Source organism: Corynebacterium sp. Marseille-P3884, assembly GCF_017942225.1.
Taxonomy (GTDB): Bacteria; Actinomycetota; Actinomycetes; order Mycobacteriales; family Mycobacteriaceae; genus Corynebacterium.
Genome location: NZ_JAGKSD010000004.1, coordinates 19,802 through 44,647 on the forward strand (window position 1 = coordinate 19,802; position 24,846 = coordinate 44,647).

22 protein-coding genes are annotated in these 24,846 nt (G+C 64.0%); 10 read left to right on the top strand and 12 right to left on the bottom strand.

The window, feature by feature from the left end:
- Window positions 1–10: 10 nt before the first annotated feature.
- The 7 genes from J5Y21_RS03200 to J5Y21_RS03230 all read right to left on the bottom strand — a co-directional run bounded on the left by J5Y21_RS03200 (window position 11) and on the right by J5Y21_RS03230 (window position 8,885).
- Window positions 11–1,345 (bottom strand): sugar nucleotide-binding protein, encoded by a 1,335-nt coding sequence (locus J5Y21_RS03200; RefSeq protein ID WP_210572801.1) that lies wholly within the window; start codon window positions 1,343–1,345, stop codon window positions 11–13.
- Between the two features lie 10 nt (window positions 1,346–1,355).
- Window positions 1,356–2,396, bottom strand: coding sequence for a dTDP-glucose 4,6-dehydratase (gene rfbB / locus J5Y21_RS03205; RefSeq protein WP_210572802.1), 1,041 nt, complete (start codon window positions 2,394–2,396; stop codon window positions 1,356–1,358).
- Between the two features lie 97 nt (window positions 2,397–2,493).
- Window positions 2,494–3,768 carry a hypothetical protein gene (locus J5Y21_RS03210; RefSeq protein ID WP_210572804.1) on the bottom strand — a complete coding sequence of 425 codons (1,275 nt, stop codon included), beginning with the start codon at window positions 3,766–3,768 and terminating at the stop codon, window positions 2,494–2,496.
- A gap of 12 nt (window positions 3,769–3,780) precedes the next feature.
- Window positions 3,781–5,049 carry a Dyp-type peroxidase gene (locus J5Y21_RS03215; protein WP_210573030.1) on the bottom strand — a complete coding sequence of 423 codons (1,269 nt, stop codon included), beginning with the start codon at window positions 5,047–5,049 and terminating at the stop codon, window positions 3,781–3,783.
- Window positions 5,030–5,650: a copper chaperone PCu(A)C gene (locus tag J5Y21_RS03220; RefSeq protein ID WP_210572805.1), complete on the bottom strand. Its 621-nt coding sequence runs from the start codon at window positions 5,648–5,650 to the stop codon at window positions 5,030–5,032. The genes J5Y21_RS03215 and J5Y21_RS03220 overlap by 20 nt, the downstream gene beginning before the upstream one ends.
- Window positions 5,651–5,687: 37 nt before the next feature.
- On the bottom strand, window positions 5,688–7,685 hold the full coding sequence (locus J5Y21_RS03225) for a prolyl oligopeptidase family serine peptidase (protein WP_210572806.1): 1,998 nt from the start codon (window positions 7,683–7,685) through the stop codon (window positions 5,688–5,690).
- 51 nt (window positions 7,686–7,736) lie between these two features.
- A complete protein-coding gene (locus tag J5Y21_RS03230; RefSeq protein ID WP_210572807.1) occupies window positions 7,737–8,885 on the bottom strand; it encodes an alpha/beta hydrolase family protein in 1,149 nt (382 codons plus the stop codon).
- A gap of 359 nt (window positions 8,886–9,244) precedes the next feature.
- On the opposite strand from J5Y21_RS03230, the gene J5Y21_RS11765 reads away from it, so the two are divergent.
- Window positions 9,245–9,370, top strand: coding sequence for a hypothetical protein (locus J5Y21_RS11765; RefSeq protein ID WP_282597856.1), 126 nt, complete (start codon window positions 9,245–9,247; stop codon window positions 9,368–9,370).
- 125 nt (window positions 9,371–9,495) lie between these two features.
- Here J5Y21_RS11765 and J5Y21_RS03235 read toward each other — a convergent pair whose 3' ends face one another.
- Complete coding sequence (locus J5Y21_RS03235; protein WP_349236920.1) at window positions 9,496–10,566, bottom strand: HNH endonuclease signature motif containing protein; 1,071 nt, start codon at window positions 10,564–10,566, stop codon at window positions 9,496–9,498.
- 131 nt (window positions 10,567–10,697) lie between these two features.
- Complete coding sequence (locus J5Y21_RS03240; RefSeq protein WP_246874906.1) at window positions 10,698–12,242, bottom strand: alpha/beta hydrolase family protein; 1,545 nt, start codon at window positions 12,240–12,242, stop codon at window positions 10,698–10,700.
- A gap of 123 nt (window positions 12,243–12,365) precedes the next feature.
- Between J5Y21_RS03240 and lpdA the strand changes: the two genes are divergently transcribed.
- From lpdA to J5Y21_RS03285, 9 genes are all read left to right on the top strand, one after another.
- Entirely contained in the window at window positions 12,366–13,778 is a 1,413-nt protein-coding gene (gene lpdA / locus J5Y21_RS03245; RefSeq protein ID WP_210572810.1) for a dihydrolipoyl dehydrogenase, read from the top strand.
- Between the two features lie 214 nt (window positions 13,779–13,992).
- Entirely contained in the window at window positions 13,993–15,492 is a 1,500-nt protein-coding gene (locus J5Y21_RS03250; RefSeq protein ID WP_210572812.1) for a DUF4352 domain-containing protein, read from the top strand.
- A 294-nt stretch (window positions 15,493–15,786) separates the two neighbouring features.
- A complete protein-coding gene (locus tag J5Y21_RS03255) occupies window positions 15,787–16,545 on the top strand; it encodes a succinate dehydrogenase cytochrome b subunit (RefSeq protein WP_210572814.1) in 759 nt (252 codons plus the stop codon).
- Window positions 16,546–16,748: 203 nt separating this feature from the next.
- Window positions 16,749–18,812 (top strand): fumarate reductase/succinate dehydrogenase flavoprotein subunit, encoded by a 2,064-nt coding sequence (locus J5Y21_RS03260; RefSeq protein ID WP_210573034.1) that lies wholly within the window; start codon window positions 16,749–16,751, stop codon window positions 18,810–18,812.
- Complete coding sequence (locus tag J5Y21_RS03265) at window positions 18,812–19,561, top strand: succinate dehydrogenase/fumarate reductase iron-sulfur subunit (protein ID WP_210572816.1); 750 nt, start codon at window positions 18,812–18,814, stop codon at window positions 19,559–19,561. The genes J5Y21_RS03260 and J5Y21_RS03265 overlap by 1 nt, the downstream gene beginning before the upstream one ends.
- A 131-nt stretch (window positions 19,562–19,692) precedes the next feature.
- On the top strand, window positions 19,693–20,070 hold the full coding sequence (locus J5Y21_RS03270) for a hypothetical protein (protein ID WP_210572818.1): 378 nt from the start codon (window positions 19,693–19,695) through the stop codon (window positions 20,068–20,070).
- An 85-nt stretch (window positions 20,071–20,155) separates the two neighbouring features.
- On the top strand, window positions 20,156–21,475 hold the full coding sequence (locus J5Y21_RS03275) for a DUF445 family protein (RefSeq protein WP_210572820.1): 1,320 nt from the start codon (window positions 20,156–20,158) through the stop codon (window positions 21,473–21,475).
- Between the two features lie 27 nt (window positions 21,476–21,502).
- Window positions 21,503–22,273 (top strand): CGLAU_01105 family protein, encoded by a 771-nt coding sequence (locus J5Y21_RS03280; RefSeq protein ID WP_210572822.1) that lies wholly within the window; start codon window positions 21,503–21,505, stop codon window positions 22,271–22,273.
- A 30-nt stretch (window positions 22,274–22,303) separates the two neighbouring features.
- A complete protein-coding gene (locus J5Y21_RS03285) occupies window positions 22,304–22,627 on the top strand; it encodes a DUF2516 family protein (RefSeq protein WP_210572824.1) in 324 nt (107 codons plus the stop codon).
- Window positions 22,628–22,667: 40 nt separating this feature from the next.
- Here J5Y21_RS03285 and J5Y21_RS03290 read toward each other — a convergent pair whose 3' ends face one another.
- From J5Y21_RS03290 to J5Y21_RS03300, 3 genes are all read right to left on the bottom strand, one after another.
- On the bottom strand, window positions 22,668–23,444 hold the full coding sequence (locus J5Y21_RS03290) for an LmeA family phospholipid-binding protein (RefSeq protein WP_210572826.1): 777 nt from the start codon (window positions 23,442–23,444) through the stop codon (window positions 22,668–22,670).
- Window positions 23,445–23,511: 67 nt separating this feature from the next.
- Entirely contained in the window at window positions 23,512–24,327 is an 816-nt protein-coding gene (locus J5Y21_RS03295; protein ID WP_210572829.1) for a class I SAM-dependent methyltransferase, read from the bottom strand.
- A gap of 18 nt (window positions 24,328–24,345) precedes the next feature.
- Window positions 24,346–24,837, bottom strand: a complete 492-nt coding sequence (locus J5Y21_RS03300) for a DUF2505 domain-containing protein (protein ID WP_210572831.1) — start codon at window positions 24,835–24,837, stop codon at window positions 24,346–24,348.
- Between the last annotated feature and the right edge of the window lie 9 nt (window positions 24,838–24,846).

Sequence of the window (24,846 nt, forward strand, 5' to 3'; positions counted from 1 at the left end):
GGGAGTTTAGCTACCCCATGTACAGGGCGAGCGCCACGCGCCAGTTCGTCGGCGTGAATCCGGTCGCCTCGATCTTGTCGAGCGTCAGGGTCGACTCCGCAGGCCGCGGCGCCTCGGGGCCGAATTCCGCCTGGTACTCGGCGGAGCTGACCGGGTGGACGTCGGCGGGATCGGCGCCAGCAGCGACGAAGACGGCCATGGCGATCTCGTCGCGCGTGACCGCGTCGCCGCGAGAGGTGATGTTGTAAATGCCGTAGTCGGCGTCAACCTCCAGCAGGTGCACGATCCCCTTTGCGAGGTCCTCCGCCCACGTCGGGCGCCCGCGCTGATCGTTGACCACTTTCGGTGAGACTCCCTTGTGCGCCAGCCGTGCCATCGTGGCCATGAAATTTCCACCGTCGCCGAAGACCCAGCTCGTGCGCACAATATAGTGCTTGGCCGCCGCGGCAGCCGCAGCTTCGCCCGCGCTTTTCGACGCCCCGTACACCCCCAACGGACTCGGCGCCTCATCCTCCGTGTGCTCTGCCACCGTCCCGTCGAAGACGTAGTCGGTGGAGACGTTCACCAAGGTCAGGTCGTGCCTGTTGGCCACCTGCGCGAGCTTCGCCGGGCCGAGCGCGTTGACCTCCCACGCCGCGGTGCGCCCGTCTGCGCTTTCAGCCCCGTTGACGTCGTTGAATGCCGCCGCATTGATGATCGCCGAATACTGCGACCAATCCCGGCTCTCCAACATCTTTTCCACTGGCCAGGTGAGATCGAAATCGGTGTGCCCGCAGAACTCTGCGTCCGGCAGCAGTTTCTGCAAAGCGCGCCCCAACTGACCATTCGCCCCGAGGATGAGGGGGCGGCGGGGAGGGACAGGGGAGGCGTCGATAAGCGGCGGATGGGCGAGGTCCTTGGGCGAGACTTCTGTGGGCTCGAGCGGCCAGTCGATCTCCTTGTACGAGCAGAACGCGTATTGCGCGTCCGGCGACCAGCGCGCGTTGCAGAGATAGATGTAGGTTGTCGCGTCTTCGAGCGCCTGGAAGCCGTTCGCGACCCCGCGCGGCACGAACACCGCCGTATCCGGGCCGATCTCGCACCCGAAAGTCTCGCCGTAGGTCGCGGAACCTTCGCGCATGTCCACCCACGCGCCGTAAACGCGCCCCGTGGCCACCGAGACGTACTTGTCCCACGGCTCCGCGTGCATCCCGCGCGTCGCACCTTTTGCGGCGTTGAAGCTGACGTTGTTCTGCTCCACGCGCAGCGGCGGCGTACCCGCCCAATTCTCCTTGAACCACCCGCGGTTATCGCCGTGAACCGTGAGCTTATGGACCGTGAGCCCCTCGATGCGCGTTCCCGTCATGCCCGCCACCTTACTGGCCGCGCGCCGCGTAGCCCTGCTCAACAGCGTCCTTCGCGCCGCGCCACCACGCCGCGTTGGCGCGGTACCACGCGATCGTCTCCTCCAAGCCCTCGCGCATCGAGCGCTTCTGCGGCCGCCAGCCGAGCTCACGTGCGAGTTTCGACGCGTCCATCGCGTACCGCTGATCGTGCCCCGGGCGGTCCGCGACATGCTCGTACTCGCCGCCCATCAACTCGCAGATGAGCTCGATGACCTCCTTATTCGAATGCTCGCCGTCGGCGCCGATGTTGTACGTCTCGCCTGTTCGGCCGCGGTTCAGAATCGCGAGCACCGCGTCATTGTGGTCGTCCACATGAATCCAATCGCGCACCTGCTCGCCTGTGCCGTAGAGCTTCGCCGGGCGCCCCGTCAGCAGATTCGTGATCTGCCGCGGAATGAACTTCTCCACATGCTGGTACGGGCCGTAATTATTCGAGCAATTCGAAATCGTCGCATTGACCCCGAACGAGCGCACCCACGCGCGCACCAGGTGATCCGAGCCCGCCTTCGTCGCGGAATACGGCGACGACGGCCGGTACGGCGTCTCCTCCGTGAACCGTGTCGCCTCGTCGATGGCGAGGTCGCCGAACACCTCATCTGTCGAGACATGGTGGAACCGGTTGCCGTGCGTGCGAGCCGCCTCCAGCAGCGTGAACGTACCCACTAGGTTCGTCTGCACGAACGGCGACGGGTCGCGCAGCGAGTTGTCGTTGTGCGACTCCGCCGCGAAATGCACGACCGTGTCCGCATCCGCGCACAGCTTATCGACGAGCCCCTGGTCCTCCACCCTCCCCTCAACCAACTCGACCCTCTCTTCGGGGAGTCCCGCCAGATTCTTAGCGTTGCCCGCGTACGTCAGGGCGTCCAGCACCACGATCTTCGTCTCCGGCTGGCGGTGTGCCACCATCCTCACGAAATTCGCGCCGATGAAACCGGCGCCGCCTGTCACGAGCATCGTCGAGCTGGCGTTGGTCGGCGAAGCAGCCGGGGGATGAGCTGGGTCGTGAGTCATGAGGGCCATGCTATCCCGTCGCCGGTCTTGCGCCGTGCAGCTCTGGCGAACTGCGCTTTCACCGCGGGGTCAGGAGCCATTTCGGGTCGGGGGCGCTTCAGTTGGTGTGCTGGGTGGCTGCCGTGCTTGTTGCCCCGCTGGCCGTCCTCGCCCCACCAGCCAGACTTGCCAGGTGCACCGCCGCACCAGCGAGCGGGCCGACAGTGAGCGCGACAATGACTGTTTCTGTGACTCCGGTGCCGAGCGCTACTGGGAGCGCGAACAACAGGCCGAACGCCACGACTGCTCCAGTGACCCACCCAGCGACGTACCAGGCGTGCTGCTCTAAAGCTAGGACGGCGGTGCCGGTGATGATGAGAGCGCCCATGAGCGCCGAAGCGAACGTCAAAAGCCCGAGGGGAAGACCGGGGACGAAGAGCTCAGGTGGGAAGAACCCCCGCAGAATCCACGGGCCGACCAGCCACGCCGCGACGAACCCGACGGCGCCGACGCTGAGAATCGCGCCAATCGGCACCGCGAGCGAGGAGTAGATGCGGTCGCGCTGTTCCACGAACCGAACCACCAGCGCAGACTGGAAGCGCTGCAGCGGAACCAGCACCGGAGCACGCGTGAGCAACACCGCTTGGTTGATCGCGGCGACAGCGGCGCCCGTTCCGGCGGTGGTGCCGTCGCCGGCGGCGAACGCAGCGGTGGTCATGGCAGGAAAACCCGTGATCAGAAGAGCTGAAGCGCCGGTGGCCAAGACCGCGGACAGGACACGGCGGACAAATGTCGGGCGGTCGACGTCGAGAGCCGCGCGGATCTGCCCGCGGGCTTGCTTCGATGCGGCGAGGATAGCCACCCACGACGCCGCACCAATCACCGTGATGGCCAGAAACGCCGGCAGGCCCCACCCGGCAGCCCAGGCGACACCGGCCAGAACGAGTCTGATGCCTGAGTCGAGGGCGACGAGTCCGGCATATTGGTTCCAGAGGTTCGCGCCACTCAAGATGCCGGACAGAACTGCCTGGAAGACGTAGCTAGCTAGGCCGAAAACCAGGAGCCCCTTGGCCAGGGCAGGGGAGGGCGGAACGAAGTGCGCCATCGCGACGGCGCCCGCGGCCAAGGTCACAGTAGCGACCGCCGCAGCAGCGAAACCAGCCAGACGCCACGGGTTCGCTGACCCCCGCACACCGCGTTCGCGAGCGGAGGCGACTGCGCGGGTGGTCTCCTGCGTGATCCCGTCGATGAACCCGGCCGACGCGAAGAACAAGCTCCAGTACGCCTGGAACAGCGGCATCTGGGTCTCCGCGTCGAGGGACCACGACGCGACCCACAGCACCACGAAGCCAGATAGCGCGGCGAACAGGGTCGCGAAAGACAGGGATTTCATCGAGGGGTAACTCTACCCGCGACCCCCAAAGAGATCCTGACCCCAGTATTCGCCGTCGGCGGTGCCGCGGGGGACAGCGAAGACGGCGGACCCGATGTGGGTGATCCACTCGTTGAGGCGGTCGGCGCTGTCGAGCCTTTGCTGAATGGGGTCGAACTGTCTCAACGGGTTCTTCTGGAAGCAGATGAACATCTGTCCCGCATTGGACGTGCCGCGGGAATCAGGGCCGGGCGGCATGTCGTAGTTGTAGGGGCGGCGGAAGATGCGCTCTGCGGGATCCGTCGACTTGGCGCGCGCCATGTGAGAATTCGGGTCGATGACGGGCAGACCGAATTCGTCGCGGGCGTCTAGATCGGGCTCGTCGAATTCGTCGGTGCCGCTCAACGGGGCACCGTTGTCGAGTCGCCTGCCGGAGACTACTTCGCGGGAGGGGCGGTCGAGGATGTCCCATTCGTCGAGAAGCATTGCTATACGACGCACCACCATCGCCGTACCTCCCTTCGTCCAGGCGGGGCCTTCGTCGATCCAGACGACGCTGTCGAATTCGTCGACCGCCGGGTTGCCCGTGCCGTCGAGCTGCCCGAAGAGATTGCGCGGCGTTTCGCCCGGCTGGATCGAGCCGCGCGCGTGAAGGAAGCCGTCCTGGACCCATGCGACGTCGGCGTAGCTGCGTGCGCCTTTGACCATGAAGCGGGCGGCGTGCGCCACGGTGAAGCGGTCGTCGGCGCAGACCTGCAGGCAGATGTCGCCGCCGGACCACTCTTCGCGCAGTTCGTCGCGGCTGTAGGCCGGCAGTTCGGCGAGCCAGTCGGGCGCTTCGTCCGCGAGATCGAGCTTGTCGAGCAGGCTGCGTCCGTACCCGACGGTGATCGTCAGGTTCGCTGTCGACTGGAGATTCTCCGGCTCGAGGTCGGCGAGCCCCGCGCGGCCGCCGCACATGCGTCGCGCGTCGTCTGTCCACAGGCGCATGAGGCGCACGATGTCCTCGCGCGTCTGCTTGTTGTCTTTGATCGTGAACGCGATCAGCTTGCAGAACGACTGTTGCGGCGTCGCGATCCCCGCCTGGTGCTCCCCGTCGAACGCCACCGTCGTTTCGGACCACCCATCAGCAGGCTTATCGACGCCTCCCGCTTCCCCTTCCTCCGCTTCCTCCGCGCACGCACTCGCTCCGACTGCCGCCGCCGTCGCAGCGCCCGCGATGCCGACACCACGCAGGAACGCCCGACGCGACGGCGCAGCCGAGTCCGTCGGCGCGGAAGGGTTAGTGCTGTCCGTGGGAATCGTGCTCACCGCCGTGCTCGTGCTCGCCGCCGTGCTCGTGGCCCGCGTGATCGCCGTGGCCACCTGCGTAGTCCTCTTCGCCGGACGGCTGCTCGCGCACCGGGAATTCAGTGGTGAGCTCGGAGCCGTCACCCATGACCAGGTTGAACGTGAGTGCGTCGCCGGCCTGGATAGGGGCGGGGTAGTTCATGATCATGAGGTGTTCGCCGCCGGGAGCGAGCTCCTGGGAGCCGCCAGCCGGGATGGTGAAACCGCCCTCTTTCTCGCGCATCTGACCGTCGACGACTTCGTGCAGTTCCGTCGAGGCACCTTCGAGATCCGGGGCGGTGAAGGACTTCACCGTGATGTCTTTGTCGGACGAGTTGGTGAGGGTTCCGAAGCAAGCGGTCATGTCGGAGTGCTCTTCTTTGGCGCGGCAGTAGCCGTCGGCAAGCGAAATGGAGGACGCTTCCTCTGCATTGTTGGCCTCGGGTGCGGCGGAGGTGGAGGAGGAAGCGGAGCCGTCCTGCGCCTCGTTGTCGGTGCCGTTTTCGCTTCCGCAGCCGGCGAGAGCGATGGATGCGACGCAAATGGTGGCAGCGAGTGCAGTGATCTTCTTCATGTGGGGTCCTTTCCCGGATAGCGTTTCTGCTTCAGGGTTAGTCGGAAGTTGTGGTCCGAAAGTTCCATGGGGTGCGTGATTGATCTCCGATGCGGGCGTCGAGCCAGCTGTAAATGAGGGACTCAACCCGTGCGACCTGCTCGTTGTCCGCGGCGCCGGCGTGGCCGCCAGCGGTGTTTTCGAAGTAGTCGACGGGCTGCCCTGCTTTCCCGAGAGCAAGCGCGAAGGTACGTGCGTGGGCGGGGTGAACGCGGTCGTCGCGGGTCGAGGTGGTCACGAGCGCCGGCGGGTACGTCGCGGCGGACGCTGGTGCGATGTTGTGCAGCGGTGACCACGTCTCAATTGCGGCGCGTTCCTCCGGGTTGTCGGGGTCGCCGTACTCGGCCATCCAGGACGCGCCGGCGGACAGGGTGTGATAGCGCAGCATGTCGGTAAGCGGGACCTGGATGACGGCGGCGCCGAAGAGCTCCGGGTACTGGACGAGTGCGCCGGAGGTGAGGAGTCCGCCGTTGGAGCCGCCACGAATGCCCAGTTGGGCTGGGGTGCTGTAGCCGCGGGCGACGATGTCCTCGAGGACAGCGCGGTGGTCTTCCCACACCTTGTGGCGGTTCGTTTTCACCGCCTGGGAGTGCCACTCGGGGCCGAATTCACCGCCGCCGCGCAGGTTGGGCTGCACGTAGAAATAGCCGCGCTCCAGCCACGCGGCGCCGCGGACGGCTGAGTAGGCAGGAGTGAGGGAGACTTCAAACCCGCCGTACCCGCCGACGAGGGTCGGGCGCGCGCCGAGGGAGAAGTCGCCGGTGATGAAGTACGGGATTTTCGTGCCGTCGGCGGAGGTGGTCCAGTGTTGGCGGGTTTCGATGCGGGAGGCGTCGAAAAGCGCTGGCGCACGGCGCACGACTTTACCGTTACGCAACAAGGTTGACGGGGTGGAAAACGAGGAGGCGTTGATCCAGACTTCGTCGCCGTCGAGGGGGCTGGTGCTCACGACGTGGGCGGTGGCGGCGTCGGGAAGCGAAAGCTCGGTGCGCTCCCACGTGCCCAGGTCGAAAGAGCTGATGCGCGTCGCTACGTCGTCGAGAGTGGTCACCAAAAGCGACGACGCGGTGAACGATAAATCTTCCACGGTGGTGCCGCTCACGAGCACGCGCACGTCGCGGTCGCCGGCGAGGAACCGGTCGAGCTCGATGACGCCGAGTTCGCCGCCGGCCAGCCCCGCAAACGGGGTGCGGGGAAGCAGGAAGAGCCATTGGCGGTGGGGGATGGGGGTGCAGTTGGTGGGGACGTCGATAAGCGTGTCCTCGATGTACGTGCGCTGGTTGTAGAAGTCGAGCGCGCGCGTGAAGATGGTGCGTTCGAAGCCCGGCGTATGGTCGCGGGCGGCCCCGACGGCGACGTCTGAGCGTTCGCCGCGGAAGATCACGGGGGCGTCGCGTAGGTCGGTGCCGCGCTGCCAGCGACGCACTTCGACGGGGTAGCCGGAGGTGGTGAGCGTTTCGCCGCCGAGGTCCGTGCCGACGAAGAGCGTGTCTAGATCAACCCAGCTGACCTCGGTTTTCGCTTCGGGGAGTTCGAAGCCGCCGAACGTGCGGGTGGCGAGGTCGAATTCGCGCACGACGACCGCGTCCGCCCCGCCGCGCGACAGCCGGACGAGGGCGCGGTCGTGTGCGTGGGGACGCACGGCCGCGCCCTTGAACACCCAGTCTTCCGCTTCGTCCGCAGCGAGCTTATCGACGTCCAGTAGCACCTCCCACCCCTTTTCCTCCAGGTAGTCCTCCGTGGTGGTCCGGCGCCACAGACCGCGCGGGTGCTCCCGGTCGCGCCAAAAGTTGTAGAGGAAGTCCCCGCGGCGCGTGACGTACGGGATGCGGTCGTCCGTGTCGAGGATGCCGCGGATGCGCTCTGCGAGTGCGGCTGTGTCGCGATCAGCTGCTGTGCGTTCCTCTGTCTCGCCCGACCAGCTCGTGGCCCAAGCGAGGGCTGCGTCGCCGGTGATGTCGTCGAGAAGCGATGGCTCAATAGAAAAATCGGGCATACCCGCCACCCTAATGCCGGCGGATATGCCCGATGGTTGATGCTGTTTTGTTTACATCTTGAACGCGGGCTTCAGCGTCTTGTACCAGGACGTTTCCATGTCCTGGCGCCACGTCGGCCACGAGTGCGTGCCCACGTTGCGGAACTCGTAATGCGCCGGGATCTTCAGGCTGTCCAGCTTCGCGCGCAGATCATGGTTGCACGTGTTGATGGCTGCCTCGATCACTCCGCCTTCGACCTGCAGAGTCATCGCCGCCGCGTGCGCCTGGATCTCCGTTGCGCCCTTGCTTGCGATATGGCTGACCATGTCCTCTTTCGCCGCCAGGCCGGTCGACGTGGAGACATACAGCGCCGTTCCGCGCAGCTTATTCGCGTTGACCAGTGCGTCGTTCGCGCGGTTATAAGCGCCGCCCATCGGCCCCCACATCTGCTCTGGCGTCACCGTCTGGAAGTTCGCGGCTGCACCCGCGCCGCGGTTGACTGTCAGACGCGCGAAATTGTACGGAGCCGGCGTCGACGTGGCTGCGCAACCGGAGAAGCTTGCGGCGGCGTCATAAAAGCCCGGGGCCTTCGTCGGCAGAACCAGTGCCGACGTGCCCGACATGGAGAAACCGACGACCGCGCGGCGGTTGTCCGCGCCGAGGCGCTTCTCGATCGGTCCCGGCAGCTCCTTCGTCAGGAACGTCTCCCACTTCTGCGGGCCCTTGAAGTATTCCGCCTTCGGTGTCTGCAGCCAATCCGTGTAGTAGGAGAACGCGCCCTCCATCGGGATGACCACGTTGACGCCCTTGTCTTTGTAGAACTTCGCGGACTCTGCGTACGTCAGCCAGTCCGCGTTCTGCTCCGCGCCACCAGCACCGTTGAGGAGGTAAACCGTCGGGGCATTCTTCACCAGCTCACCCGCGCCGTTGCGCGCCGGGATGACTGCGACCGGAATATCGCGGCCCATTGACGGGGAGCTCACCCAGAACGCCCACACATCCTTGTGGTTGACCTGGCTGACCCACTTGGCAGTTTCACCCGTTGTCACAGCCGTCGGTGCGGGGTGTGCATTCCAGTTCTTCACTGTGCCCACCGGAGTATTGCCCGCGACCTGAGCCGCAGTGACTGGGGCGGCATCAGCCGTGAAAGCGGGGGCTGCTGCGCCGAAAGCGAGAGCCGTAGCGGCGGTGACTGCGGCGACGGTGCGGACGAGCTTCATGGTCAGTATTCCTTCAGTGGTGGGAGCGTTATTGCGTTGTACCGCGGTTTGCGGTTCCACCCCGGTTATTCGCTGCTAATGAGCGTTGTGTTACCGCGGTGGAACCTCAAAGCGCCCTTGACTTTATTGGTGGGTGAGCTGGCATTCAAGTACCCACGATGTTTCAGTTGTGATTAAAGTTAATCATGTTACGATCCGTCGGGCGAGTATTGTCGCCTCTGTGTCGTCGTCAGACGGCGTAACGCGAGTGCATCTGAAACCGACAGACAGCGTGAGTCCGCAGCCGCCCGCAAGCGGTGACGGAAGCGTCAACCCAATCTGAATAAGAAGCAGAAAAAGAAAAGAAAGGGACTCTCCCTATGAACGCCAACGGCCTCCACCCCCTCGAGCAGTTCCAGCTCATGATCAACGAGTTCCTCGGCGGCATCTTCCACCAGATGTCTTCCACCTCGTCCACGATCGCTCTCGGCATGGGCATGTTCTAAAAACGCCGCGCCAAAGACCGGGTCCCGTTGTGGGGCCCGGTTTTTGTTTTGGGCGTGCGGAAGTGGCCGTGGACATGCCTGATTCACGCGATGAGCGTGGTCAGACTGTGTCTGCGGCCGTTTCGCTATTTCCCGAACAGTAGGTGCATGGCACCGTATTGGTGTGTGGTGTTCGGTACTGGTGTTCCGCGCGGTGAGATCCATGTTGGTGTCCCATCGCGCATCTGTATTCGGCCCCTGTTGTTTCTGTCGGGGTCATCGTCGTTGGTGCGGTTGTGATACCTGCACAACACCGACAGGTTGTTCATGTTCGTCGGCCCGCCCCGGGCCCAGGGTTCGATGTGGTGGACCTCGCAGTTATCGGCAGCATGCCGGCAATCCGGCACAGGGCAGGTCGTTAGTGTTGCTCGGGCGAGGTCGCGTTGTTTCTTATTGGCGAACCGTTTCGTGTTGTACAGGTTCACCGGGCCTGCCTGTGGGTGGAACAGTGCTACCTCGAGGTCCTTGGAGTGATGGTGCATCAGATACTCCGCACCCGTCATCGTGGTGCCGTCAGACAGGCCCAGGATGGTGTCATCCCCCTGGCCGCCAAGGATCTTGATGTAATCCGGCAGCGGGATCTGGACTAGTGGACGTGGGACAGCATCAGCGACAGCACCGTCGTTGTGGAGTAGGTCGTGGAATGCCTCGTACATCTGCGGGCCCTCAGGACGGGTGGCGTCGAGTTTTTGGCGCAGGGCGTACTCGAGTGCTGCGATATCACTCGCATCACCGGTGGCACTGAAGGTGCGTTTGCCTTTCCGGGGCTTGCCGAACCGGACTGAGGATTCCGGGGCTGGTGTGTCCACCTCGGGGACGATGTCTTTGGCGCGGCGTTTCAACGTCTCGTAGTTCCCGCGCACCGACAACAACGCCAGGCGGATCTTCCACTTTTCTTTCTCGGTACCCAACGGGCGGACTTGTTGTTCGATGAACAAGATCTGGTCCAGTGATTTACCGGTTTCACGGGCGATGCGTACCGCGTGGGCTTGCTTGCGGGTGGAGCGGGTTGCGCCGAAGTAGGTCTCGTGGGCTTTTTCCCACTCGATATACGTGGTGGGTTTGACGCCGGCAGCCTGAGCAGCCTGGCGGTCGAAACCGGCCAGGATGTCCATCGGACTGTCAAGTGTTGTTAGAAACGCGTCAAAATCGTTCACAGCACAAACGTTAAACCGCGCGCAACCCACAATCCACCAAACGATGTCTACTTCAGTAGACATCGCCTAAACAAGCAGGTCACAGGGCGTGAAAAACGGGCGAAAACCCCGGGGAAGGCCGCTTTTATGCTTTAGCTGCTGCTGTCAGCGTCCCAGGTAGCGCGCTCGGGGAGCCCGTCCTCCGGGTCCGGGACGGCCTCGACGAAGTCATCGCCGACGAGCGCAGGGCCGAAGGTGGTGTTCCAGGAGCGGTACAGGTCGTCGAGCCAGACGGCCCAGGCGTGGGTGCCGGCCTTGCGGAACTCGTAGTGCGCCTTAATGTTCTCGTTGTTCAGCTTGGCGCGCAGATCGTGGGTGCACGAGTTGGTCGCAGCCTCGATGACACCACCTTCGACGGTGGTGGTCATGGAACCGCCGATGGCTTGGGCAAGGTTCTGTCCATTGGCGACGCGGAAACCGACCATGTCGGACTGTGATGCGGTGCCGGAGCCGTTGGAGATGTAGAGGGCCTTGCCACGCAGCTTCTCGGCGTTGACGAGGGCGTCGTTGTAACGGTTGTAGGGGCTGCCCATCGGACCCCAGATGTGAGCGGGGGTGACCGAGGAGTAATTCGGCTCATTGGCGGCGCGGTTCACCGTCAGTGCGGCGAATGCCCACGGCAGCGGGGTGGAGGTGGCGGCGCAGCCGGAGAAGGAACCGACGGCGTCGTAAAGCTCGGGGTGGTGCTCCGCGAGCAGGAGCGAGGAGGTGCCCGACATGGAGAAGCCGAGGATGCCGCGCTTGTCGTTCGCGCCGAGCTCCTTTTCGACGGCGGGCCACAGCTCCTTGCCCAGGAACGTCGACCATTTCTGCTCGCCCTTGAAGTAGTCGGACTTTTCCTTCAAGGTGTCGCCGTCGGTGAGCCAGTCGACGTAGTAGGAGAATGCACCCTCCATCGGGACGACCAGGTTCACGCCCTTGCCCTTGTAGACCTTCTGGGCCTCAGCAACGGAAATCCAGTCGCCGGACTGCTCGGAGCCGCCGGCACCGTTGAGCATGTACAGCGTCGGAGCGTCGGCAACTGGCTTGCCGTCTTTGTCGGTGGCGCGGACGAGCGCGACCGGAATGTCGCGCTTCATGGACTCGGAGTAGACGTACCAGCCCTCGACGCCCTTTGTGCCGTACCAGTCCTGGGCCTGCGACGTGTTGCCGGAGACCTTCTTCGGGGCATCTTCCGGGCCGGTCATCTTGCGCATCGAGGCGAGCTTGGCGGGTACATCGTCGTTTTCCGGCACCTCCTGCGCGGCGTCCTCGATCTCAGGGTCGATGCTCTCTTTGCCCCGCTCGGCCAGATCTTTGGTAACAGAGCTGAGGTCGCCCATGGAGCTATCTTTGTCGCGTTGGGCGCCGGTCTCGCCAGCTTCGGTATCTGCGCCGGGAGCGGCGTTGTCGGAAGCGTCTTCGCCAGCGTCAGACTCATCGGCGGGAGCCTCACCCTCACCCTCGGCGTCGGAGTCGTCGGCAGCAGAATCGTCGGCACCAGACTCACCGGAAGGAGCGTCGGCGGAGGTGCCGGTCACGGTATCGTCGTTAAGCTGGTTTGCGTCTTCGGCGTTGACGACGCTGGCTGCTGTGAGCGACCCTGCTGCGATGGCGATCGCGGCGACGGACGCGAGTGCGGGGCGGGACAACTTCATGCTTGAGGTTCCTTCGCTACTAACTAATGGGAAGCTTGCTACATCATGCCAAAAGTGGGCGGAACTTTGAAGCGGAAAGCACCCCCGCAGCGAGTTGGCGCGAGCGCACGTATCCTAGGGGACGTGGCTAATGAACATTTTGACGTTGTTGTACTTGGCGCTGGCCCCGGTGGCTATGTCGCCGCAATTCGCGCAGCCCAGTTGGGCAAGAAGGTCGCGGTTGTAGAGAAGCAGTATTGGGGCGGTGTGTGCCTGAACGTGGGCTGCATTCCGTCGAAGTCGTTGATCAAGAACGCTGAAGTGGCGCACATCTTCAACCACGAGGCGAAGACGTTCGGCATCAAGGGCGATGTTTCCTTCGAGTACGGGGACGCGCACAAGCGTTCCCGCAAGGTCTCGGAGAAGATCGTCGGTGGTGTCCACTACCTGATGAAGAAGAACAAGATCACGGAGATCAACGGTGTCGGTTCCTTCAAGGATGCGAAGACGCTGGAGATCACCGAGGGCGATGACAAGGGCAAGACGGTCACGTTCGATGACTGCATCATTGCTACGGGTTCCGTGGTGAAGACCCTGCCGGGCATCGAGCTGTCCGAGAACGTGGTGTCCTTCGAGGAGCAGATCCTCAACCCGGAGGCCCCGGAGAAGATGGTCATCGTGGGCGCTGGCGCGATCGGTATGGAGTTCGCGTACGTGCTGTCCAACTACGGCGTAGAGGTCACGGTCGTCGAGTTCATGGACCGTGTCCTGCCGAACGAGGATAAGGACGTGTCCAAGGAGATCGCGAAGGCGTACAAGAAGCTCGGCGTGAAGCTTCTGACGGGTCACGCGACGACGGCTGTGCGCGACAACGGCGATTCAGTCGAGGTGGACATCCAGAAGAAGGGCTCGGACGACACGGAGACCATCACTGTCGACCGCGTCATGGTCGCCGTCGGCTTCCAGCCGCGCACCGAGGGTTACGGCCTCGAGAACACGGGCGTTGAGCTCACGGACCGCGGCGCGATCAACGTGGACGAGCGCATGCGCACCAACGTCGACGGCATCTACGCGATCGGCGACGTGACGGCGAAGCTGCAGCTCGCGCACGTGGCTGAGGCGCAGGGCATCGTTGCGGCTGAGACCATCGCCGACGCTGAGACGATGGAGCTCGGCGACTACCAGATGATGCCGCGCGCGACGTTCTGCAACCCGCAGGTCGCCTCCATGGGCTACACGGAGGAGCAGGCGCGCGAGAAGTTCGCGGACAAGGACATCAAGGTCGCTACCTTCCCGTTCTCCGCGAACGGCAAGGCGTTGGGTCTGGCGGAGTCGCAGGGCTTCGGCAAGCTCGTCGTCGACGGCGAGTACGGCGAGATCCTCGGTGCGCACCTGGTCGGCGCGAATGTCTCCGAGCTGCTGCCGGAGATCAACCTGGCGCAGCGCTTCGACCTCACCGCGGGCGAGATTGCGCGTAGCGTGCACATCCACCCGACGCTGTCCGAGGTGCTCAAGGAAGTCGCACACGGCGTCGAGGGCCACATGATCAATCTTTAAGCAGTTTGCTTATCGACGGCTGAAAAACGCCCCGAGCCCTGCTCGGGGCGTTTTCTTGTGGTCTCATGGCTGGTGTTAAGGAAAAGGATTTGGCGGGTTAGCACGACGAAAAGTGATTTCGAGGTTAGAGTGAAACGCAGCCAGTCTTAAAAGGCGCTTAGAACTGATCCGTCGCTCCGCCGCTTGCCGGTGGGGCCGATAGCAAGGAAACGTAATGTCTAGCAGCATCAACCCCAACCGGGACCCGTTCTCCGAGTCGGAGCCCGGGCAGCAGGGCCAGTACGGCTACGACTATGGCCAGCAGGGCTACGACTATGGCCAGCAGGGCTATGACTACGGCCAGGGCTACGACCAGGGCTACGGCCAGCAGGGCTATGACCACCAGGGTTACGGCCAGGGCTATGACCAGCAGGGCCAGTACGGCCAGCAGATGAACGCACCGTACGGCCAGGGCGGTCAGGACGGCAACGGCGGCGGTGGCAGCGGCAAGATCATCGCGATCATCGGCGGCCTGGTTGTTGCGCTTGCTCTGATTGGTGGCCTGATCTACTTCCTCACCAAGGGCGGCGACGACGGTGACGGCGGCGGCGGTGGCGACGAGACCACGAGCGCGCAGCAGTCCACGGGCAATGCCACCGAATCGCCGAGCGACAATAAGGGCGACGACGGAAAGGGCAAGAAGAAGGGCGGCAAGGAGGGTAGCTCCCGCGAGAACCCGCTTCCGGTCGGTTCGACGATTGAGAACAAGGACTGGAAGGTCACCCTCAACTCGGTGAACCTCGACGCCACCGACGATATTAAGAAGGCCAACGACTACAACAAGGACCCGGAGGCGGGCAAGAAGTACATGATGGCCAACATCACCGCCGAGTACATCGGTGATGACCCGCAGGGCAAGGCCCCGCTGTTCACGGTCGAGTACATTTCGCCGGACGGGCAGACCGTGGGCCAGTTCGAAACCATCGTGCTGATCGACGATGACTTCGACATGAGCAACACGCTGTACTCCGGCGCATCGACGACGGGCAACATCGTCTACCCGATCCCGGAGGAGAACGGTGACGAAGGCACGCTGGCGATCCAGCCGGACTTAAAGGAAGAGAAGAAGTTCTTCGCGCTGAAGAAAAGCCACGCGAAAGCGCCCCGCCACAGCTTATCGACGAGCTGTGGCGGGGCGCTTTTTGCTTTGCGTTTAGCCCTTCTGGGTCGGGTTGTCGGTGCCGCCGACAGCGGAAGCCAGAGCGGCGAGGGACTCTTCCATCACGGCGTCGTCGAATTTCTCCGACATCTTGCGCACCTCGTCGGAGGCGATCTCGCTGCGGTCGTAGGTCAGGGTGACGGAGGTGCTGTCAGCGCCCTCGGAGGAGAGCTCGTAGAGCCACTTCGCGCCGACCTCGACATCAGCGGTGAGGTTAGCCAGGTTCTTCCAGCCGATGACCTTGTTCTCCTGGAAGGCGAAGACCTCGTTGCGGGTCTGGTAGTCGCCGTCCTCCTTGGTCATGTTCATGACGAAGATGTCGCCGACCTTCTCCAGCTTGGCATCGGTGTCGGCGGAGACGACCATGCCGGAGTTATCGGTCTCGGCGTGGCGGGACGGGTCGGACAGGAGCGCGAAAATGTCGTTGGCGGATGCGTCGATCGTTCGGGTTGCAGAATTCGTATCAGTCATGGGTCCCACTGTAACGAAATCTGGCGATCTGCCTCGTCGCCCTAGGTTTACGCAGGACCGGGAGATAAGGGCGACTTAACAAACCAAAGTTTGACACCCTTCGGGGTGATGAATGTGCCGCACAATGCCCGGGGTGGGTGTAGGTGGGCTAATTCACATTTCGGGGGTGGCGGTGGGCGTCGTAAAGCTGTTGCAGATGTGAACTGCGATGTTGGACGTGTGCTGGCGCCGATGGTGCGGAAATGCTGCGTGCGCGACAGCTCAGTGGGGGTGAGGTGGCACGTCGAGTAGTGGTGAACCTTGGGTTAATCGTAAAGTTAAGTCGACACTGGAGGTGCCATGACTGTTCAACATGCAGATCGTGACGCAATTCGTCACGGCAAAATCACTGAGGAGCCGCTGCGCGAGCGGCCCGGAGTGCCTACCTGGGTGCTCAAGCTCATAATGGCCGTCACCGGCCTGATTTTCTTCTTGTTCGTCATCGGCCACATGGTCGGTAACCTCAAGATCTTCATGCCCGACCACGCTGGCGGTGCCGCAATCGACGAATACGGCACATTCCTGCGCGAGATGGGCCAGCCGCTGTTCCCCGGCAGCTCGCTGCTGTGGATCATCCGCATCGTCCTCCTCGCCTGTCTCGTGCTGCACGTCTGGGGCGCTCTTGCTCTGAAGGCGCGCTCGAGCAAGTCCCGCGGTAAATTCCGCCGCACCAACCTGATGGGCGGCCTGCAGTCCACCGCCGCACGCTGGATGATCGTCACCGGCATCATCTTGCTGCTGTTCATCATCTTCCACATCCTCGACCTGACTGTCGGCGAGGTCGTCGCGTCCGAGGCATTCACCCACGGCGCAGTCAAGAACAACCTGCTGGCCACGTTCGCTCCTGAGCGCTGGTTTGTCACGGTGTTCTACGTCATCGCGATGATCGCCCTGTTCCTGCACCTCACCCACGGTGTGTACCTGGCGGTCTCCGACTTGGGTTGGCTGGGTAAGCGCGGCAGCGCCATCATGGTCGTGCTCGCGTACTGGATCCCCGCCATCGTGGTGATCGGCAACATTGTGATGCCTTTGGCCATCGCATTCGGAATGGTGTCTTAGGAACGGCTGGAGGAACGCAAATGACTACTGCATACAACTCGGGCGATAAGAAGCCGAAGAAGGCAGCTGAGAAGGCTCCCGCCAACGGCGTCGACGGCAAGGAGCCGCCGCGCTCCCAGACCGCCCCGAAGAGCGCTGACCAGAAGCCGAACGTCAAGAAGGCTCAGGCTGAGAACAAGGCTGGCAGTGCGGCCGCCAAGGCAATGAGCACCCAGGCCACCAAGGACCGTCCGGCCGAGGCCAAGGGGGCAACCGACACCCCGGCCGCCGAGAAGGACGAGAACAAGGACTTCACCAACCCGAAGTCCAAGGCCGCCGGCGTCACCCCGGGCAACATCCTGGAGAGCAACGAGCCCAAGGGCATCCCGATGCGCGACATGTGGACCTACCAGAAGGACCACATGGAGCTCGTCTCCCCGCTCAACCGCCGCAAGTTCACCGTCATCGTTGTCGGCACCGGCCTGTCCGGCGGCGCAGCTGCGGCCGCCCTCGGCGAGCTCGGCTACAACGTGAAGAACTTCACCTACCACGACGCTCCGCGCCGTGCGCACTCGATTGCTGCTCAGGGTGGCGTCAACTCCGCCCGCGGCAAGAAGATGGACAACGACGGCGCGTACCGCCACACCAAGGACACCGTCAAGGGCGGCGACTACCGCTGCCGCGAGTCCGACTGCTGGCGCCTCGCTGTCGAGTCGGTCCGCGTGATCGACCACATGAACGCGATCGGCGCTCCGTTCGCCCGCGAGTACGGCGGCGCACTGGCCACCCGCTCCTTCGGTGGCGTCCAGGTGTCCCGCACCTACTACACCCGCGGCCAGACAGGTCAGCAGCTCCAGCTGTCCACGGCATCGGCGCTGCAGCGTCAGATCCACCTGGGCAACGTGGAGATCTTCACCCACAACGACCTGGTCGACTTCATCATCACTGAAAAAGACGGCAAGAAGCGTTGCGAGGGCATTGTCACCCGTAACCTGATCACCGGCGAGCTGGTGCCGTTCACCGGCCACGCAGTCGTGCTCGCCACCGGCGGTTACGGCAACGTGTACCACAAGACCACCCTGGCGAAGAACTCCAACGCCTCCGCCATCATGCGCGCTTACGAGCATGGCGCATACCTGGCGTCCCCGGCGTTCGTGCAGTTCCACCCGACGGGTCTGCCGGTCAACGCCAAGTGGCAGGCGAAGACGACGCTGATGTCGGAGTCCCTGCGCAACGACGGTCGCATCTGGGTCCCCAAGGAGCAGGGCGACGACCGCAACCCGGCCGATATTCCGGAAGAAGAGCGCGACTACTTCCTGGAGCGCCGCTACCCGGCCTTCGGCAACCTGGTCCCGCGTGACGTGGCCTCCCGCGCGATCTCCAAGGAGATCAACGCCGGCCGCGGCATCGGCCCGCTGAACAACGCCGCGTACCTGGACTTCTCCGACGCCATCGAGCGCCTGGGCAAGGACACCATCCGCGAGCGTTACTCGAACCTGTTCGAGATGTACGAGGACTCCATCGGCGAGGACCCGTACGAGGTGCCGATGCGCATCGCCCCGACTGTCCACTTCACCATGGGTGGCCTGTGGACCGACTTCAATGAGATGACCTCCATCGACGGCCTGTTCGCCGCCGGCGAGTGCTCCTGGACCTACCACGGTGCGAACCGCCTCGGCGCGAACTCGCTGCTGTCGGCGTCCGTTGACGGCTGGTTCACCCTGCCGTTCACGGTCCCGAACTTCCTGGCTGGCCACCTCAACGAAGAGGTCCTGAGCCTGGAAGCGCCGGAGGTCTCCGCCGCTGTGACCCGCTCCCAGGAGCTCATCGACCGCCTGATGAATATCCAGGGTTCCGAGCCGCACGGCCCGGATTACTACCACGAGAAGCTCGGCGCGATTCTCTACGAATCCTGCGGTGTCTCCCGCAACGAAGAGCTGATGGAGAAGGGCCTGAAGGCCGTGCGCGAGCTGCGCCGTGACTTCTGGGCCAACGTGAACATCCCGGGCGAAGCGATGGACATGAACCAGACCCTGGAGAACGCGATCCGTGTCGCGGACTACATCAACCTGGGTGAGCTCATGATCATCGACGCTCTCGACCGCGACGAGTCTTGCGGTGCGCACTACCGCGAGGACCACCTCTCCGAGGACGGCGAGGCAGAGCGTGACGACGAGAACTGGTGCTTCGTCTCCGCATGGGAGCCGGGCGGCGATGAGAAATTCATCCGCCACGCCGAACCTCTGTACTTCGATTCGATCCCGCTGATGACAAGGAACTACAAGTAATGAAACTGACACTTGAGATCTGGCGTCAGGCCGGACCCGACGCCGAGGGCAACTTCGAGACCGTTCAGGTCGACGACGCTGTCGAGCAGATGTCGATCCTGGAGTTGCTGGACCACGTCAACAACAACCGCGTCGAAGCAGGCGAGGAACCGTTCACTTTCGCCTCCGACTGCCGCGAGGGCATCTGCGGCACCTGTGGCGTTTCCGTCAACGGCCGCCCGCACGGTGCAGGCCAGAACACCACGGCTTGCCTGCAGCGCCTGTTCAACTACAAGGACGGCGACACGCTGCGCATCGAGCCGTTCCGCTCGGCTGCGTTCCCGGTGATCAAGGACCTCACCGTGGACCGCTCCGCTCTGGACCGCGTGATGCAGCAGGGCGGCTACGTCTCCATCCAGGCAGGTACGGCCCCGGACGCTGACACCCTGCACGTCAACCACCAGACCGCCGAGAAGGCACTCGACTTCGCTGCCTGCATCGGCTGCGGTGCCTGTGTCGCGGCGTGCCCGAACGGTGCAGCCCACCTGTTCACCGGCGCGAAGCTGAACCACCTGAAGCTCCTGCCGCTGGGCCAGGAAGAGCGCGGCAAGCGCGCACGCCAGATGGTGGACGAGCTGGAGACCAACTTCGGCCACTGCACCCTCTTCGGCGAGTGCGCAGACGTCTGCCCGGCGGGCATCCCGCTGGAGGCTGTCGGCGCGATCAACAAGGAGCGCGCACGCGCGGCATTCCGCGGCAAGGACGACTAAAAAGGGCCCGCCAATGCGGGGAGCGACACAGCGTGCTCCCCGCGGCAGCCCACCTATAATGGGAATCATCGCTGCGGAAGCGGCAAAGGGCACCCCCTCGGTAATAGGTACTAGGAAAGAGAGATAGTTCCATGAGTGGACACGCAGGACCCGCACCGGTTGCGGATATTTCGACTGAGAGCTTCCCGGAGTACGGCACCTCCATCCAGGACAGCTACGTCGACGGCTACGACCCGGTGTCGCTGGGCGCTCCGCACTCCTCGCTGGTCAAGCACATCACCTGGGTCGGTATGGCGCTGATCCTGGCGTCGCTGGCAGGTTTCGGCACGCTGATCTACGGCGCGGCCACCACGATCTGGGGCCACGGCGCGAGCGAGGACATCTCCCAGATGCTGCTGATCGTCGGCGGTATCTTGACGGCCGTGACGCTCATCGGCGGTTTCATCACGATCCGTGTTGGCCGCTCCGACTACCGCAAGTACCGGAAGGCCACCGGCCGCCGGAACTAGTTTCCAAGCCCCGGGGCCCGCTTGAAACCTCCCACTCGCACGCGCAGGTGTGAGCGGGAGGTTCTTTTGCGCTTTAATACGGTGCATGGGAAAGCATGATCTTGAGGGGCAGGGGGCGTCGATAAGCGGAAAGCTCGCTGTGCCCGGTCCCTCGCCGGAGGTGGAGGCGGAGCGTCGGCGCTCGCTGCGGATCCATAAAGCCTGGGTGACAGGGCTGCTGGTGCTCGCGGCGGCGGTTTATATCGCGTGCGAGTGGTGGATCACGCGCGGCGCGGCGCCCGGCTGGGTGCCGTATGTGCGCGCGGCGTCGGAGGCTGGCATGGTCGGCGGGCTGGCGGACTGGTTCGCGGTGACGGCGCTGTTCCGGTACCCGATGGGCATCCCGATTTCGCACACGGCGCTCGTGCCGAAGAAGAAGGACCAGATCGGCGGCGCGCTCAGCGAATTCGTCGGCGAGAACTTCCTCAACGCGGAGCTGATCACGGAGAAGGTCGCGGACGCGAACCTCCCGGAGCGCACGGGCGCGTGGCTGTCGCAGCGCGAGAACGCGGAGAAGGTTTCCGAGCAGGTCGGCCGCTTCACAGGCAATGCGATCGCGGCGATCGACCCGAAGGACGCGGAGGCGCTGATCAACCACCAGGTGCTCGACCGCATCGCGGAACCGGCGTGGGGGCCGCCGCTGGGCCGCATGCTCGACGGGTTGATCGCGGACGGCAAGGTCGAGCCGGTCGTGCAGGACATCATTTCGTGGGGGCGCGCGAAGGTGGGCACCATGGAGGAGTCGGTGGTCACGATGATCGACGAGCGGATGCCGGGCTGGGCGCCGCGCTTCGCGAAAGAGCTCGTGGGGGAGCGCGTCTACCGCGAGCTGGTGGATTTCATGCGCGAGATCGACACCGACCCCAACCACGACGCGCGCAATGCGATCCGTCGCACCATCGCACAATTCGCGTCCGACCTGCAGTTTGATAGCGACATGATCACGCGCGTCGAGTCGCTTAAAGGCGACATCATGGGGTCCACGGCCGCCAAGTCCGTCGCGGGCGAGATGTGGGGCACCGTCTCGCAATCGCTTATCGACGCCTCCTTTGACCCCCAATCCCCCCTCCGCCGCCGCGTCGCCGAACTGGCGCAGGAATGGGGCGGGCGCATCAGCACCGATCCTGAACTCCGCGCCTCTCTGGACGACCGGATCCAGGGTGCGTCCCGGTTCATCGCTGACAATTACGCCGCCGATATCACCGCCATCATCTCCGACACCATCGAACGCTGGGACGGCCGGGAAGCCGCCGACAAGATCGAGCTCATGGTCGGCAAAGACCTGCAGTACATCCGCGTCAACGGCACAATTGTCGGTGCACTAGCAGGCCTGGTTATTTACACTGTGACGCAGATACTGTTTTAGATTCCCGCGCCATAAGGAGACACCGCCATGACCGATAATTCCTCCTCCACTAACCCGTACGATTCTGCCGGTAAGGACAAGGATGCCAATGACGACGGCATCATGAACACCCTCAAGGGCGCCGGCGAGGCTTCGCTGAACGCGTGGTCCCGCCTGGGCGACCTGGCAGGCGAGTTCGGCCGCAATTTCCGCGCCGACCGCGACGCGGATGTCGCTGGTGGTGCCCACGCCGCCGACACTGAGGATCTCACCGACGACCATGTGGGTTTCAGCGACCAGTTCAAGGCCGCCATCGCGAACGCCCGCCAGGCTTACGAGGGTGCGGAAAACGACCGCGATTTCCGCGCTGCTACTGCGTCCCTCGCCGGTGACGCTGAGTCCATCTTCCGGGATTTCGCCGGCAGCGTCACCCGCGCTGCTGACGCCTCCCGCGAGTCCGACCAGGCCGACCAGATGAAGTCCGCCTTCCGCGACGCCGCCGACGAGGTCCGGGAGACCTTCAACGTCGCCGTGAACCAGGTGCGCAACCGCGGCGGCGAGAACGGCAACGAGAACGGCGGCGACAAGGCCGCTGCTGCTTCAGCGAACGCCGGCGACAACACTGCCGACAACACCACCGAGGACACCATCGCCGACATGCGTTCGCGTCTCGACGACATGATCAACCGCCTCAGCTCCGTCTTCGACCGCTCCGCTTCCGGCGACGATGCGCCGTCGGTCACCGACTCCGCCTCCGATATCATCGACGGTGAAGTTGTCGAGGACCGCGGCTTCGACACTGATCCGAAGAATAACTAGAACCCGAACGAGAAAGCCACACCTTCCTTGATGATGCTGCTCCAGCTTCCGGACCTCACACTGGCCAATTGGATTATCCTCGCGCCGGCGCTGCTGCGTGCGCTACTCATGGCTCTCGTGGGGATCGCGGGGCTCGCCGGGGCAGTGATGGTGGGGCTGACACGTCCGGATGCCTTCGACGCGGGCGACCGCATGCCGAAGGCCGCATGGGCAGCCATCTTGATCGCCAGCGGCATCGCCTGCCTGAGCTCGGTTATGTTTCTCGGCATCATCGGCTGCGTCTGCATCGGCGTGTACTTCTTCGATGTCAGACCGCAGCTGAACAATATTCTTCGCGGAGATTACGGCTGGTAGCTGAACTGCAGTCGGGAAAGCCCCCGCGTGCTGGTCGGTGCTAGACAGGCAGTTCGTTGAGCTTCACATTCTCCCCAGCGACGGTGATGCGGAACCCGTTGTCGATGACCTGGAACTGCTGAATCTGCATCGGTCCCACGACATCCTCATTCAGCCCCTTTTGCAGAGCGTTGCTGACGGCCTCGGAGAAGAAATCCGGCAAGCTGCGTCCCAGAATCTGGGTGGATTCGGCGGTGAATGTCATTTGGTCGTCCACGACCTCGGGGCGCAGCTCCACGCCGAAAGCGCCGTTGGAGAACGTCACGGTGAAGGTTCCTGCGGCCGGGTCGGTGCGGACGTCGGACACGGTGAGGATCTCGTCGTATTCAGCGAAACGGCCGTCCTGGGCCTCATCGAGCGAGCGGCGCAGCTCCTGCTGCAGCATGTCGCGGACGAGCGCCTGGGGCAGCTCCGTGTGGAGGACCAACTGTTCAGCGCTGGGGTTGTCAGGGTCGAGGACGAAGCCGGTCGCGTCGATCGTGGCGGGCGGGTTGCCCACGATCTCGTCTCTATCCGGCACGAGTGTCGACGGCACGTCGATGTTGATGTACTGGAGTTTCCCGCGGGCGAGGCCGAGCAAGACGGGGGAGGCGCCGAAGTGGACGGAGGCGTCTTCGCGCATGTCGGTGCTCTCCGGGACCGAATCGCGGACGCTAGCCCGGATCTGCTGCGCGATGAACCCGCGGACGGCGATTTCCGCGAGGAACAGCAAGATGATGAGGCCGGCGACAATGCCTAGGAGGATTTTCCATCCCCGGCCAGTGGAAGTGCGGGTCATAGATGTCCATTGTGCGTGAGAGTTCTTATGTTTGACAACCTTTGACACCGCTGGAAGGAGCAACAAATCAGCTGTTCGGGGCCACTGTGGACCAATCCACAGTCAACGTGTTGTCCCGTATGCGGCGACGCACAGGTTCGAGGGGCCATCCGGCGTCGATAAGCAGTTGGTGAGCGTGGCGCCAGCGGACGCGTGGGCCGTGGGGCGCCCAGCCGGAGGAGCGCTCCCATGCGTCATCGGCGGCGGCGAGGAGTTCGTGAATTGGTTCGCCGGGGACGTTGCGGTGAATCAGGGCCTTGGGTAGGCGTTCGGCGATGTCGCTGGGCCGGTCGACGTCGTCGGGGGCCCAGGCGAGGGTGAGGGTACGGGGGCGGGCGGTGGCGTCGATAAGCAGCCATGCGGCGCGGCGGCCGAGTTCGTCGCAGGTGCCTTCGATGAACAGCCCGCCCGGGGCGAGGTGTGAAGCGACGGTCTCCCACGCGCTCACGACATCGTCGACGTCGTACTGCCGCAGGACGTTGAAGGCGCGGACGAGGTGCGGCGTGTACCCGGCGAGTTCGAAGCCGCCGAGTTCGAAGGTGACGCCGTCGCGCGGCGGCAGGACGCGGTCGGGGTGGATTTCCAGCCCGAGAACACGGGTGCGCGGGTTGATCTGCCGCAACCACCCCGCCCATTCGACGGTGGTGGTGTGGGATGCGCCGTAGCCGACGTCCACGGCGAGCGGCTCGCTGACCCCGCGCAGCAGCGACTGGATATCAGGGTGGTAGCGCGTCCACCGGTCGGAGCGCCGCAGCCGGTTGTAGCCCGTCGTGCCGCGCGTAATAACGCCGAATGGCCGGCCATTCCCGCCCTGCGCGCGCAGGTTGTGGGCATGGTCGGCCATTGCTGTAAGGAAGGGGGCTTAAAGGTTCTCAGAGATCCACTTGTCGGTGAGCTCGCCCTCCTGGGTGAACAGGTCCTCGAGCGCCTCAGCGACCTTCGGCTCGATGGCGGGGCCCATGAACGGGATATTCACGGAGGTCTCGGTCTCGTAGTTGAGCTTGGCGGTCTCGCCCTCGCCGGCGAGCTTGATGGAGCCGCCGAAGTCGACCGGGGTGCCCTTCACATCGGCGGTGAACGAGATGTCGGCGTTGTCGCCCTCGAGTGCGCCGATATTGATGACGCGCTTGACCTTCAGCGCCTGGGAGACCATGGCGCGCACGGCCTCGGGCAGCAGGGTCTGCGGGAGAACTTCGTAAAGGGTGACGGAGTTGTCGGTGAATTCGTTGACCTCGCCCGGTTCGGGAGAGAGGTTCGCGGCGATGTACTCCCAGTATTCGCGGGTGGAGTACGCCTTGTGAACCTTCTCGGCGGGCTGGTTGATGGTAACGGTGTTGTCGCTATGAGTAGCCATGCCCCACAG

Coding starts and splice junctions, on each gene's coding strand:
- J5Y21_RS03200 (WP_210572801.1), bottom strand. CDS start 1,345: ATGACGGGAACGCGCATCGAGGGGCTCACGGTCCATAAGCTCACGGTT.
- rfbB (WP_210572802.1), bottom strand. CDS start 2,396: ATGACTCACGACCCAGCTCATCCCCCGGCTGCTTCGCCGACCAACGCC.
- J5Y21_RS03210 (WP_210572804.1), bottom strand. CDS start 3,768: ATGAAATCCCTGTCTTTCGCGACCCTGTTCGCCGCGCTATCTGGCTTC.
- J5Y21_RS03220 (WP_210572805.1), bottom strand. CDS start 5,650: ATGAAGAAGATCACTGCACTCGCTGCCACCATTTGCGTCGCATCCATC.
- J5Y21_RS03225 (WP_210572806.1), bottom strand. CDS start 7,685: ATGCCCGATTTTTCTATTGAGCCATCGCTTCTCGACGACATCACCGGC.
- J5Y21_RS03230 (WP_210572807.1), bottom strand. CDS start 8,885: ATGAAGCTCGTCCGCACCGTCGCCGCAGTCACCGCCGCTACGGCTCTC.
- J5Y21_RS11765 (WP_282597856.1), top strand. CDS start 9,245: ATGAACGCCAACGGCCTCCACCCCCTCGAGCAGTTCCAGCTCATGATC.
- J5Y21_RS03240 (WP_246874906.1), bottom strand. CDS start 12,242: ATGAAGTTGTCCCGCCCCGCACTCGCGTCCGTCGCCGCGATCGCCATC.
- J5Y21_RS03250 (WP_210572812.1), top strand. CDS start 13,993: ATGTCTAGCAGCATCAACCCCAACCGGGACCCGTTCTCCGAGTCGGAG.
- J5Y21_RS03255 (WP_210572814.1), top strand. CDS start 15,787: ATGACTGTTCAACATGCAGATCGTGACGCAATTCGTCACGGCAAAATC.
- J5Y21_RS03260 (WP_210573034.1), top strand. CDS start 16,749: ATGAGCACCCAGGCCACCAAGGACCGTCCGGCCGAGGCCAAGGGGGCA.
- J5Y21_RS03265 (WP_210572816.1), top strand. CDS start 18,812: ATGAAACTGACACTTGAGATCTGGCGTCAGGCCGGACCCGACGCCGAG.
- J5Y21_RS03270 (WP_210572818.1), top strand. CDS start 19,693: ATGAGTGGACACGCAGGACCCGCACCGGTTGCGGATATTTCGACTGAG.
- J5Y21_RS03275 (WP_210572820.1), top strand. CDS start 20,156: ATGGGAAAGCATGATCTTGAGGGGCAGGGGGCGTCGATAAGCGGAAAG.
- J5Y21_RS03280 (WP_210572822.1), top strand. CDS start 21,503: ATGACCGATAATTCCTCCTCCACTAACCCGTACGATTCTGCCGGTAAG.
- J5Y21_RS03285 (WP_210572824.1), top strand. CDS start 22,304: ATGATGCTGCTCCAGCTTCCGGACCTCACACTGGCCAATTGGATTATC.
- J5Y21_RS03290 (WP_210572826.1), bottom strand. CDS start 23,444: ATGACCCGCACTTCCACTGGCCGGGGATGGAAAATCCTCCTAGGCATT.
- J5Y21_RS03295 (WP_210572829.1), bottom strand. CDS start 24,327: ATGGCCGACCATGCCCACAACCTGCGCGCGCAGGGCGGGAATGGCCGG.
- J5Y21_RS03300 (WP_210572831.1), bottom strand. CDS start 24,837: ATGGCTACTCATAGCGACAACACCGTTACCATCAACCAGCCCGCCGAG.